This window comes from Amycolatopsis ponsaeliensis (genome assembly GCF_030182635.1).
Classification (GTDB): domain Bacteria; phylum Actinomycetota; class Actinomycetes; order Mycobacteriales; family Pseudonocardiaceae; genus Amycolatopsis; species Amycolatopsis ponsaeliensis.
Genome location: NZ_JAPZLD010000026.1, coordinates 22,634 through 35,318 on the forward strand (window position 1 = coordinate 22,634; position 12,685 = coordinate 35,318).

The 12,685-nt window shown below is 70.5% G+C and carries 5 protein-coding genes and 1 pseudogene; 3 read left to right on the forward strand and 3 right to left on the reverse strand.

The window, feature by feature from the left end; translation table 11 throughout:
* Position 1: 1 nt before the first annotated feature.
* Positions 2–1,141 (reverse strand): SIS domain-containing protein, encoded by a 1,140-nt coding sequence (locus QQ657_RS32945; RefSeq protein ID WP_284746305.1) that lies wholly within the window; start codon positions 1,139–1,141, stop codon positions 2–4.
* A 275-nt stretch (positions 1,142–1,416) separates the two neighbouring features.
* Between QQ657_RS32945 and QQ657_RS32950 the strand changes: the two genes are divergently transcribed.
* A complete protein-coding gene (locus tag QQ657_RS32950; RefSeq protein WP_284746188.1) occupies positions 1,417–2,271 on the forward strand; it encodes a DeoR/GlpR family DNA-binding transcription regulator in 855 nt (284 codons plus the stop codon).
* A 69-nt stretch (positions 2,272–2,340) separates the two neighbouring features.
* Here the strand turns inward: QQ657_RS32950 and QQ657_RS32955 are convergent, their stop codons facing one another.
* Entirely contained in the window at positions 2,341–5,475 is a 3,135-nt protein-coding gene (locus QQ657_RS32955) for a PA14 domain-containing protein (RefSeq protein WP_284746189.1), read from the reverse strand.
* Positions 5,476–6,069: 594 nt separating this feature from the next.
* Between QQ657_RS32955 and QQ657_RS57005 the strand changes: the two are divergent.
* A pseudogene (locus QQ657_RS57005) lies at positions 6,070–6,261 on the forward strand (hypothetical protein); the annotation flags it as partial.
* A gap of 816 nt (positions 6,262–7,077) precedes the next feature.
* Positions 7,078–7,911 (forward strand): hypothetical protein, encoded by an 834-nt coding sequence (locus QQ657_RS32965; RefSeq protein ID WP_284746191.1) that lies wholly within the window; start codon positions 7,078–7,080, stop codon positions 7,909–7,911.
* A 178-nt stretch (positions 7,912–8,089) separates the two neighbouring features.
* Here the strand turns inward: QQ657_RS32965 and QQ657_RS32970 are convergent, their stop codons facing one another.
* A complete protein-coding gene (locus tag QQ657_RS32970) occupies positions 8,090–12,622 on the reverse strand; it encodes an RHS repeat-associated core domain-containing protein (protein WP_284746192.1) in 4,533 nt (1,510 codons plus the stop codon).
* Positions 12,623–12,685 lie beyond the last annotated feature (63 nt).

Here is a 12,685-nt window from a genome sequence, read left to right on the forward strand (position 1 = left end):
CTCAGCCTTTCGCCGGATTCGGGAACTCGTGGATGACGACCCCGCGGACCACGCGGTTGACTTCACCGCCGGGGAACGGGTTGTCGGGGGTCAGGCCCCGCGCGAGCGAACACGCCAAGGCGATCGACTGCGCCGGGATGGCCGCCACGATCGCGCGCAGTGCGCCGGGCAGGTGCGCGATCCCCGGGATCGGCCACTCACCGGCGCCGGCCGGGGCGTCGCCGTCCGCGTCGGAGCCGATCACCAGCACTCGCCCGGGCCCCAGGGACTCCACGAGCTCGCGCGTGATGTCGTCGTCGTAGCGGCGGGTGTACGGATCGCCGGACGGGAAGATGATCGCGACGGTCCGGTCGTCGAGGACCGACTTGGGGCCGTGCCGGAAGCCCAGCGGGGTGTCGGCGACCGCGACGACCGCGCCGGCGGTGAGTTCGAGGCACTTCAGCGCGGCCTCGCGGGCCAGTCCCCTCAGCGCGCCGGAGCCGAGGTAGACCAGCCGGGCCGGATCGGTGGCGGCGACCGCTTCCGCCCGGCTCGCCGCGGTGACCAGGACGGCGGACCCCGCTCGGGCCGCGCCGTCGACGTCGACCTCGGGGCCCAGGGCGAGCAGGGCGGCCAAGGCCATCCCGGTGAACGACGACGTCATGGCGAAGCCGCGGTCGTTCAGCCGGCCGGGAAGCGCCAGCACGACGGCGTTCTTGGCGTCGGCCCAGCGGCGGGCGAGAGCGCCGGAGGGGTTGCAGGTGATGACGATGTGGTGCAGCGCGGGAGTGAGGCGCCGCAGGAGTTCGGCCGCGGCGGCCGACTCGGGGCTGTCGCCGCTGCGGGCGAACGACACCAGCAGCACCGGCCGGTCGTCGACCACCACGGAGCGCGGGTCGGCGACGATGTCCGTCGTCGCGATCGGTTCGACCGGCCGGGCGAGGTGCCGGGCGAGGTCGGGGGCCACGACTTCCCCGATGTAGGCCGAGGTTCCCGCGCCGGTCAGGACGATCCGGGTCCGCGGGTCGACGAGCGCGTCACCGAGCAGGCGGTCGATGTCGGCCCGCGCGGCGGCGACGGTCCGCGCCACCGCGGGCCACGTGCCGGGTTGCTGCCGGATCTCGCCGGCGGTGCGGCTTTCGTCCGGCTGCGGCTGGTGCATCGACACCCACATCACCTTTCGGGTCGGCGGCCGGCCGGCGGCTTCCACCTGGACCGGGTGCGCCGGAACCCGGCCGGCTCCGCCAGGAGGATCGCCTGCCATCGGCGGTGTGCTCTTGGTACGGCGTGCCGCGTCCGGCGGGCAAGAGTTGCCGTCCAAACGAGCATCGCGGATGTTCGTTTGCGCGATCAGACCCGGCGAACCGGGGTGTGCCCGCTGATGGGTCGGCGGATCGATGCACGAAAGTGCTCGAAACCGTCGTATAGTGCGCACGTATGAGCCTTCTCGATGTCGTCGATCCACTGGGAGAAGAGCGGCCCCGAAATCGCGCGCCCCGGTCCGAACGGATGGCGGAGATGGTGCGCGAACTGGGCGAAACGGGCCGCCTGCGAGTCGGCGAGCTCGCCCGCCGGTTCGGCGTCTCCGACGCCACGCTGCGACGCGACCTGACCGCGTTGGAAGAGCAGCGGCTGCTGACCCGGACCCACGGCGGCGCGCTGGCCCAGGGGGTCGCCTTCGAGCTGCCGGTCCGGTACCGGGAAGGCCGGTCGAGGGACGCGAAGCGGGCGATCGCCCGGCAGGCGGTGCGCCGGCTGCCCACAGGTCCGCACGTGATCGCGCTGACCGGCGGGACGACCACGGGCGAGCTGGCGAAGGAACTGCCCGACCGCGCGGATCTCACGGTGGTGACCAACGCGCTGAACACGGCCATGGAGATCGTGCTGCGGCCCCGGGTGAAGCTCGTCGTCGTCGGCGGTGTCTCGCGACCGCGGTCCTACGAGCTCGTCGGCCCGTGGGCGGAGCAGGTGCTGGCGTCGATCAACATCGGCACGGCCTTCATCGGGGTCGACGGCATCGACGCGGCGGGCGGCATCACCACCCACGACGAAAACGAGGCGAGAACGAACCGCGCGATGCTCGGCCGTGCGCAACGGGTGGTCGTCATCGCGGACGGCAGCAAGCTCGGCAAGCGAACGCTGGCGCGGATCGGGGACATCACCGAGGTCGACGAGCTGATCACGGATTCATCGGCCGACGCGGGCAGCGTGGCGGCGATGCGTGCGGCGGGAGTGCGGGTGACGGTCGTCGAGGTGCCCGCGCAGGGGGAGAACCGCCGATCGATCGCGTGAGAAGGAACCCCGGTGCGAAGCGGGTGCCGCGCTGGGCAGCGGCACCCGCTTCGCCGGTGTGGCAGGGCGTCAAGGGAGCAGGGCGACCTCCGCGTCCGTCAACGCCTTGCCGGCCACGCGGACGTCGTCGACCGCGCCGCTCCAGAAGTCGACGTTGCCGCCGTTGTACTTGGCCCGCCCGACCGTGAACGCGCCGGTGCCCGCGAGCGCCGGTCCGGCGGGTGCCGTCGCGACCTTCACGCCGTCCACGTAGAGCCGGATCTCGTTGCCGGCCCGGACTCCCGTCAGCTCGTACCAGCGGCCGATCTCCGGCACGACCTCGTACCGGGCCCGGTTGCCGCCGGGCGTGCTGAACGCGAACGCGCCCTGCCCGTACTGCAGGTAGAACGGGCTTTCCCGCTCCCTGCCGTCCTGGCTCACCGCGGTCGCGTAGTTGCCGGGCAGCTGGTCGAGCCGCACCTTCGCGGACACGGTGTAGTCACCGGTCGTGTCGACGACGGGGCCGTAGGTGTCGGCGGAGCCCCCGGTGAACTGCAGCGCGCCGTCCTTGAACGCCACCCCGGCCGGGGTGAGCGTCAGCGGGTTGTGGCCGCCGCTCGAGTCCCTCGCGGTCGTTCCCCCGCGTTCGTCGAGGTTCCACGCGGCCTTCCCCGCGTAGGGGTAGGGCTTGCCCGCATTGGCACCGGCCTCGATCACGCGCCGGTTGATCTCGCGGACGGGACCGGGGTCGACCTTGAGGCGCTTGCGGTCGTAGGTCCAGAGCCCGTTGAGCTCGCCCTCCAGGTCGGTGACCTGCGTGTAGACCGAGGCCGACAGCTCGGCCCGGGCCTGCCCGAGGTAGAACGTGCGGGTGTTGTCGACGTACTTCGCCGTCAGCGCCGCCTTGTCCGCCACGCCGCTGTAGATCGCGATCGGCGCACCCGGCCACTGGTGACCCGGCGTCCGCAACGTGAAGCCGCCGTGCTCGCCGTCCATCGCGACGCGCCTGCCGTCCGAGGCGGCCGGGTCGGTGTTGTTGTAGTCGTGGTGGTCGAGGACGTCGCCGCGGCCCGAGTCGCCCTTGGAGGCGCAGCAGTTCACCCCGCTGTGAGCGTTGACGATCCGGCTCGGGTCGGCGGCCTTGACCTGGTCGGCGATCCGGCCGGTGGCCGTCTTGTCCCACTCGCCCCAGCCCTCGTTGAACACGATCCACGCGTAGATCGACGGGTAGTTCTGCAGCTGGTGCATCTCTTCCAGGCCCTGGCTGAGCCACGCCTGCTGCGCCGCGGGGTTGTTGCCGTCGTCGAGGGACACGAAGTCCTGCCACACCAGCAGTCCCAGCTGGTCCGCGTGGTAGTACCAGCGGGCCGGCTCGACCTTGATGTGCTTGCGGACGGCGTTGAAGCCGAGGTCCTTCTGCGCCTTCAGGTCGAAGACGAGGGCGTCGTCGCTCGGCGCGGTGTTCAGGCCGTCCGGGTAGAAGCCCTGGTCCAGCTGCATCAGGGAGAAGAACGGCTTGCCGTTGAGCGTCAGCTTGGGCACGCCGCCGACATTGGTGATGCCGGTGGACCGCATGCCGAAGTAGCTCTTGACCTTGTCGCCGCCCAGCTTGATCTCCAGCTGGTACAGGTACGGGTCGTCCGGCGTCCACAGGTGCGGGTTCGGCACCGGTAGCTTCAGGTTCGCGTTCGCCGGTCCGGTGACCGCGCCGACCTGCCGGCCGCGCGCGTCCTTGGCGACCGCCGTGACCGTGGCGTTGCCCGCGGACTTGACGTTCAGCGCCAGCGAGCTGGTGGTGAGGTCGGGAGTCGTCTTGATCTCGTCGATGCCCTTGTCCGCCACGGGTTCCAGCCACACCGTCTGCCAGATGCCCGACGACGGGGTGTAGAAGATGCCGCCGGGGTTGGGGGACTGCTTGCCCTTGGGCTGGTACGGGCCGGTCGTGTCGGTGACCGCGACGACGATCTCCTGCTCGTCACCGCGCTTGAGCGCGTCGGTGATGTCGGCGCTGAACGCCGTGTAACCGCCGGTGTGCTCCGCGACGACCTTGCCGTTCACCCAGACCTTGGCCTGGTAGTCGACCGCGCCGAAGTTGAGCTTGAGGCGCTGCCCGCCGCCGATCTTCCAGTCGCGCGGGACGGTGATCGTGCGGCGGTAGAACATGTGGTCCTCGTGCCGTTCGAGCCCGGAGAGCTGCGACTCGATCGGGTAGGGCACGACGACCTTCTCGGGCAGCCTCTTGCCGAACGTGGGCTGCTCGCCGTCCTTGGCGGCCGAGAACTCCCACGGGCCGTTGAGGTTGACCCACTTGTCGCGCTCGAGCTGCGGCCGCGGGTACTCCGGCAGCGGGTGGCGCGTGTCGACGTTCTCGCCCCACGGCGTCCGGAGCCGTTCGGTCGACGCGTTCGCGACACTGCGGATGGTCTTGCCGACCTTCGTGCCGTTCACCGCGAGCGCACCCGCGCCGTCGTAGTAGACGCTGACCCGCTGGCCCTTCAGGACCCTCTCGGCCAGCCGGATCGTGACCCGGTCGCGGCTCGTCGTGACGGACGAGACCGGCATCGGCGTCGCGTCGACCTCGATCCGCACGTGGTCCTGCAGGTCGTTGGCACCCGAGACGCGGCCGTCGAAGCCGGCTGTGAGCGTGCGACCGTCCTTGGACACCTCCGCCGTCCGCGGCACGACCTGGTAGTCGGCCGGCGGCGTGAACGCCGACAGCGGGACGATCTGCTTCGCGATGGCCGGGCTCGACCAGCGCAGGAACATGTTGGCGCCGCCGGTGTCCTGGAACATCTCCAGCTTGAAGTCGTACTGCTTGCCGGCGGTCAGCGTGACCGGCGCGCTGGTCTGCTCGGTGTCCCAGTCCCCGACCCAGTGGTCGATCACCGGGGCGCCGTCGATGAACAGCCGGAACCCGTTGTCACCGATGGCGTAGAACGTGTAGTCGCCGGTCTGTGGCACGGCGAGCTGCCCGGTCCACCGGGCGGTCGTGTGCTCCGTGCGCCCGGTGACCAACCCGAAGACCGAGGTCAGGTCCGGATGGTTGACCTCCGAGTCGAGCGCGGTGCCGGCCAGGTCGGCGAAGTCGTGCGCGTCCGGCGCCGACGGCGTGAAGTACTCGGCCTTCAGGCCGTGCACGGGCTCGGCGGCGCCTGCGGGCGGCGTTCCCGACGCCACGCCCAGCGCCACCAGCAAGGCGAGGAGGACGGAAGCGGCTCTTCTCATCGGCGAGATCCCCTTCACTTTTACAACGTTGTAAAACGCTCTCCGAGGGATCCAAACAGATAAATCGGACTCCTCGATACCGCCGAATGTCGGTATCTTGAGGGCCGACTGCCAACGCCCCTGGTGACCATGGGCGGCTGCGAGCTCGTGGATGGCGGGCCGCCGCGGGAGTGCCGGTCAGCCGGCCCCCGGCACGGGCCTCCCGCGAGTACGCGGGACGGGCGGTCACGGCCACCCAGCGCGGACGACCGCCGCCGGCCGAGAACAATCCCGAGATCGATCCCTTCGGCTGACGTGCCCCTCAGCCACCCACGGCACGGTAGCTGAGGGGCACGCGTCGCCACGCAGCCCCCGTAGCGCTGGTGCGGCAGTAGAAGGCGAACCGCAGGTGCGAACGGGCTCTTCCGGCGGGCCTCCCGCGCAGTTAACCCCCGGTTGGTGGCGCGGACTCGCCAAGGTCGCGCCGATGGGGGATCGACGCTGCCCGGTCACCAGAGTCGTCCGCGGCCCCTGTGTGCGCGACGTCGTCACGGTGGAAGCCGGGGGTTGCGGCGGTCATCGAGTGCGCATGAACCGCGAGAAGGAGCAGACGCCGTGGCGAACCCGCTGGTAGCTCAGCGCGAAGATTCCACCACGGCCATCTCCGGGTTGCCGCTGCTGGAGTCCGCGAACGACCTCAAAGAGGGGATCGAGAAGGGCGACTGGGCCTCGGTCGCGATGGGCGCCGTCGGGGTCGCGCTCGATGCGCTGTCCATGGCCATGGATCCCTTCGGGTCGATCCCGGCCCAGCCGGCGACGCGGAAGAGCCCGCGGAAGCAGCCCATCCGCGTCGACAACATGACCAAGGAAGAGTTCGAGAAGTTCAAGCCGGAGCTCGACAAGATGCTGAAGGCCGACAAGCACTTCTTCTGGTCCGGCGGTCACATGGAGCGGGTGCCCGGGAAGAACAACCCGGACAAGTACCTGGGCAAGGGCCACGACGTCTACCCGTACCGGCGCCCGGACAACGTGTTCGACGTGACCGAGTACCCGCGTCTCAAGCAGGACGGCAAGGGGGACATCACCAAGTTCCACGACCGGACCGACTACGAACGTCCTTTTCGCGCGACGTGAGACCGTCCTGATCGGACAGTGCATGGCTGCCGTGCCCGAGTTCGGGCTCGGGTTCCGAGCGTGCCTTCTGCCCGGTAGTGCAGCACGCCCTCGGCGGAGGTCCCCGCCCGTCCTGCGCCGGATTCCGCGGTAGAGACAGGAATCAGACAGGTTGGGCGGAAAGTCTGGACCACGGGGTAAGCCTTTCTCACACTGGTGGGTGAATATCTCCCCGTCCCCGGAGGGTGCCGACTGACGCTCGCCACTTCGGTTTCGCCTTGATCTCGAGTGCGCACGATCCGGCTGGTTCGCGAGTCGGGGAACCGGCCGTCCGGTGCTCCGGCGTCGCCCTGAGCGGCGCGGGAACCGTGGCCGGTCAACGAGATCCTGCCCGAGTGCGGTCTGAAGCCGGTCACCTCCTGATTCGCGTGCGGGGCCACCCGCCCCGGCGAACCCCGCTCACGCACCGGATCCGGGCCTGAGCGATGCGCTTTCAGACAAGGAGTTCTGATGCGAAAAGCTCTCATCGTGCTGTCCACCGCGGTATTCCTCAGCGTGCCGGCCACCTCGATCGCGGCGTCGGCCCCGGACGGCACCGTCGTGGCCGGTGCCGTCGACGGCACCACCCAGGTCGCCGCCGCCGACCGGTTCCGGGAGATCCGGACCGGGCAGGCCGATCATCGCACCCAGGCCACCAGCATCCACGACGACTGGGGCGTCTACACCGGTGGCACCGCGGTCACCGGGCAGGACGCGATCCAGGCGGCCTACAGCGATCTCACCGTCTCCGGCGACACCCTCTACGCCCCGACGATGAAGGCACCGGGGTCCTGCGTGGAGCTGGTGACCGCCTACAACGGCGGGGCCAAGCAGGTCTGGGCCTGGGACTGGTGCGTCGGGGTGACCGTGGCCAAGTCGGTGAACATCGACGCCGCTTTCCGCACCAACTACGTGACTTCGGTCAACGGCCACGACTCCTACCACGGCAAGGTGGAGCAGACCGACGCGAGCAGGAACACGTGGACCGCGTCGCTGTTCAACTATCACGCCAACCGGTGGGACACCCTGTACACGCAATCGGGCACCGACCAGTCCCGGGACAACCGCAGCTGGAACATCTTCGAGATCTACGCCAGCGGGAACACCACGGCGGCCTACTGCACCGCGCTGGGCACCCGGAACATCGAGAGCAGCAGCTACAAGATCAAGCTGAACGGTTCTTGGCAGGCCGCGGGCACCGGCAACACCTCGGTGATCTCCAACTCCTCGACCGCGAACTTCCTGTGCCCCAACCTGTCTCGCACCGTGGTGCACGCCAACGATCAGTGGCAGGTTCACCGCTGATCGTTGACCGCCGGCTTGATCTTCCGCATGGTGCTGCCTCCGGCGGCGGCAGCGAACCAGTGTCGCGAGGTGCCGATGGAGGATTCGGGGCGCTGGTCGTCCGGAATCCTCCATCGGCGAGTGCTGCCATTCCGGGCCGAGCCCGAGTCGCGCCCGGCCACCGGCGCTCCGCTTCCCGTCAGCGGATCGGGTTCGGGGTGATGTCCTGGGCGAACAGGTTTCCGTTCTTGCCACCGACGTGGACGTGGTAACCCCGGCCGCCGACGCTCACCGTGATGTGCGGGCGCGGGTCGGCGCCGCCGGCCGCGCCGCCCAGGCCGCCCTGGTGGATGCCCGCCGTTTGCTGCCAGCCGCGGCCTTCCTCCATCTGCTTGAGCAGTTCCTTCGCCCGCCGCGATCCCTCGCCGCGCCCCTTGGCGAGGTCCTGCAGGATACCCACGAACTTCTTGTCGCTGATCTCGGTGACCGGGACGTTGGCGTTGCCGTGGAACACCGGCTGACCCGGCCGGTTGTTGGCCAGCACCGGGTTGTTCGCCTTGCCGCCCTTGCACTTGCCGTCCTTGAGGCCGACCGGGTCGAGCCAGCCGGTCGGGTTGCGCACGTACGCGTGCGGGTTGGTGCCGCCGCCCAGCCCGATCGGATCCGGGCTGATGTACCGCCCGGTTTCCGGCTCGTAGTGCCGGTTCACGTTGTAGTGCAGGCCCGTCTCGGCGTCGAAGTACTGACCGGGGAACCGCAACGGGATCGGGGACGCGCTCGCCGTCTCGACGCCCCACAGCGACTGTGCCGAGTGCCGGGCGACCCGGCCGGACTCGTCCACCAGCTCGGCCGGGCTGCCGACGAGGTCGGCGATGACGGCGTGGAACTGCTCCACGACCGAGCCGTCCGCGTCGTGGTGACGGTCCAGCACGCTCACCGGCGCCGGCCGGTCCTGCTCCCACTCCCACGTCGTGGTCCGGGACGGCACCCCCGCGATCGTGACGATCTCCTCGGCAAGCAAGACACCGTCCCAGACGAACCGGGTCTCGGCGGCCGTCGAGCCGTCCGGGCCGAGGCGGCGCTTGGCAACCCGGCGCCCGAACGCGTCGTAGGCGTAGCGCCACACCTGCCCGTCCGGGGTCCGCACCTGCTCGAGCCGGTCGTCGCCGTTCCAGCCGAACGTCCAGCCTGCCTCGGAACCGGCCTGCCCGCGCCAGATCAGCCGGCCGTGCTCGTCGTACCGGTAGCCGACTTCGCCGGCGCGCCGCAGCAGCGTCCCGGCGTACTCGCGGGCACCGGCGGACGGGTGCGCGCCCCACTCCGCGGCGGTGATGTTGCCGGCCTGGTCGTAGGCGTAGCGCTCGGCGCCACCCGGCCGGCGCAACCCGGTGATCCGGCCCAGCCGGTCGAGGTCGAACTCGGTACGGCCGGCGAGCAGGTCGTCGACTCCGGCGAGCACGTCGTCGGCCCGGTGCTCGTAGCCGCGCCGCTGCAGCACCTGGCCGGTCTCGGCCGTGAGGACCTGTTCGACGAGCCGGTCGTTGGCGTCCCAAGCCTGGGACAGCGCCGCGCGCCCGAAGACGCGGCCGATCTCGCGCCCGGCGGGGTCGTGGGCGAACCGGATCGAACGGCCGGCGGTGACCAGTGCGGTCGGTGCGCTCGCCGCGTCGTAGCTCCAAGAGCTTTCGACGCCCGTGGCGGTGCGGCGGGTCGTCAGCAGCCCGCTGCGGTCGTAGGCGGACCGGACTTCACGGCCGTCGCAGGACTCGGCGACGACCCGGCCGAGCGCGTCGTAGGTCAGGGTCAGGTCGGCGTCGGCGGTCACCGCGCGCACCAGCCGGCCCGCGGCGTCGTAGGTGTAAGCCGTAACGGCGTCCCCGCACCGCTTGCCGGTCATCCGGCCCAGCGCGTCCCACGTGTAGGTGGTGGGTTCGCCGCTGCCCTTGCGGCTCTCGAGCAGCTGCCCGGCGGCGTCGCGGCGGTAGGTGACGACCCGGCCGTCGAAGTCCGTCTCCCGGACCACCCTCCCGGCAGCGTCGTAGTCGATCCGCCACTGCGCGCCACTCGCGTTGGTGACCGAGATCAGCCGCAGCTCGGTGTCGTAGCCGAACCGGGTCCGGCTGCCGTCCGGGGCGATCTCGCACACCGGCAGGTCGAACGGGCCGAAGTCGGTCCGTGTCACCGCGCCCGTCGCGTCCGTGTGCTCCACGGCGTTGATTTCGCCGTCGTAGGTGAAGCGCTCCACGGATCCGTCCGGGGCCACGCGCTTCCACAGTTCGCCTTCGACCGTCCACGCGAGGTTCGTCGTGTTCCCGGTCGGGTCGGTGATCGACACGACGCGGCCCAGCGGGTCGTAGGCGTACGCCGTGCGGCCCCCGGCCGGGTCGAGGACGGTCAGCGGCTTGCCGAGCGCGTCACACTCGATGCCGGTGGTGCGGCCTTCTTCGTCGGTGAACGTCGTGAGCTCGCCGCGCCGGCCGTAGCCGTAGCGGCGGACGCCGCCCGCCGGGTCGGTGGTCGCGACGAGCCTGCCATCGGTGTCGTAGGCGTAGGACCAGGTCGCACCGTCGGGTTCGACCGCGGTCGCCGGCCGGCCCCGCCCGTCGTGGCGAATGCTGCGGACGGTCCCGTCCGGGCGCGTTTCCGACGTGCGGAGGCCCTGCTCGTCATAGCTGTAGCGGGTGACGCGGCCCAGCGCGTCGGTGTAGGCGAGCAGCCGGTCGTGGCGGTCCCATGCGTAACCGGTGACGCCGCCGAGCGGGTCGGTCTCGCGGACGAGCTGGAACTCCTCGTTCAGCTCGTAGGTCGTGGTGTGGCCGAGTGAGTCGGTGGCGCGGTTGACGCGGTTTTCCTTGTCATAGGCGAAGGTGTAGCTGAGGAATCCGCGCGGGCCGGTACCGCGCACGCAGCGGTCGAGCTCGTCGTAGGTGAAGCCGTAGCCCCAGCCGTTGCGGTCCTGCCAGCTCGTGATGCGGTCGAGCTCGTCGTAGGTGAACCGGTAGGGCCGCCCCGACGAGTTGACGACCTCGACCAGGTGGGCCCGGTCGTCGTAGCTGAACCGGGCCAGGACGACGCCGGCCGAGGCGAGCTCGGTGACGCGGCCGTCCACCGTGGTGACGGCGATCCGGTGCCCGGCCGAGTGCCGGACTTCGCGCAGGACGCCGTCCTCGTCGCGGTCGAAGCCGATGTGGTTGCCGTCGGCGTCGGAGATCGCGGTCAGCGGGCACACCGCGGCGCCGGTGGCGAAGTGCAGGGTGCGGCGGCGATCGGGCTGGTCCAGCAGGTATTCGTCCCCGAGCCGGCGCAGCGGCCACCGGGGGCCTTCCACCGGCGTGACACCGCTCGCGCCGGGGACCGGGAAGACCAGCAGGGTGCCGTCTTCGGCGGCGAAGTCGATGCGGTCGTCGCCGATCTCCAGGCGCTGGTCGGCGGTCGAGGCCCAGGACCGTCCGAAATGGGCACCGCTGCGGTAGCCGGAGAAGTGACTGCGGTCCAGCACGAGCGCCAGCACGCCGTCGATCTCGACGTCGGTCTGGGCGAGCATCATCCGGCCGGTGGTCATGTCGATCGGGTCGCCGCTGCCCGGCCGGCAGTCGGCCGGGGTCGAGTTCTCCTTGGGCGCGTTGTTGTCGGTGGAGAGCCCGCCGTCCTTCGGCTTGCCGCCGCCGTCCTTGGGGGTGCCGCCCGGGCCCTTGCCGCCGCCGGAAGGGGTGGTGTTGCCGTTGGGGGAGGGCGTGTCGTCGGGTCCCTTGGACGCCGGGGGCGGATCGGCCTTGGGCGGGGCATCGGGCCCGCCTTTGCTGCCGGACGGCGTGGTGCCGTCGCCCTTCGCGCCCGAGGGGGTGGTGCCGTCGCCGCCCTTCGGGGGCGGGTCCGTCTTCGGCGGCGGCGCGTCCGGGCCGCCCTTGCCCTTGGGCCCGTCGAGGCCCTTGGGGTTGCCGTTGATGTCCGCGTGCTTCGGCGGCGGCGCGCCCTTGCCCGGCTTGATGTTCTTCAACGCCTTCGCCGCGTCGCCGAACAAGTCACCCGCCCGCTTGAGCAGCGGAACCAGCGCCTTGAGCGCCGTGACGAGCCGTTTGACCAGGTCCGCGATCTTCGACGCCGTCTTCGCGACCGCGCCGATCACCTGCGGCACCACCCAGGTCATCCCGATGCCCAAGGTGAAGACCACCTGCAGTGCCCAGCTGATCAGGTGCCCGACGAGTTCGGCGATGATGTCGCGCACCAGCGCCCGCACCGCGGCGACGACTTCACCGGCGGTCTTGACGCCGCTGGACGCGCCGTCACAACCCTTTTGGGCGGTTTCCAGCAGCGTGACCGTATCCTGCGCCCGCTGGCGATACATGTCCCCGGCATTTCCGGTCCAGGACGAGACATCTGTCTTCACCATGCCGGTCAAGTCCTGGCCGATGCTGCCCAGTTCGGTGGCGACGTTCTTCCAGGTCTCCGACTGCGCCGCGATCTCGTCGGCGTTGCCGGTCAACCCGTTAAGCGCTTCCTTGAGCGGCCCGACGTGCTCGATCAGCCAGCCGACGCCGGCGGCGAGGATCGCCCCGAAGGGGTCCATCGCCATCGAGAGGGCGTCGAGCGCGGTGCCGACGGCGCCCATCGCGACCGAGGCCCAGTCGCCGCTCTCGATCGCGGACTTCAGGTCGTTCGCCGACTCCAGCAGCGAAATCCCCGAATACGCCTTGGTCGAGTCCTTGGTCTCCGCGACCAGCGGATTTGCCACTACACAACCATCCTTGCATTCCTTGCGAGGGCTCCGGCAGACGCGAGCACGGTACCGGAAGCC

Excerpts from the sequence above, each read along its gene's own strand:
- QQ657_RS32950 (WP_284746188.1), top strand. The coding sequence starts at position 1,417 with ATGAGCCTTCTCGATGTCGTCGATCCACTGGGAGAAGAGCGGCCCCGA.
- QQ657_RS32945 (WP_284746305.1), bottom strand. The coding sequence starts at position 1,141 with ATGCACCAGCCGCAGCCGGACGAAAGCCGCACCGCCGGCGAGATCCGG.
- QQ657_RS32965 (WP_284746191.1), top strand. The coding sequence starts at position 7,078 with ATGCGAAAAGCTCTCATCGTGCTGTCCACCGCGGTATTCCTCAGCGTG.
- QQ657_RS32955 (WP_284746189.1), bottom strand. The coding sequence starts at position 5,475 with ATGAGAAGAGCCGCTTCCGTCCTCCTCGCCTTGCTGGTGGCGCTGGGC.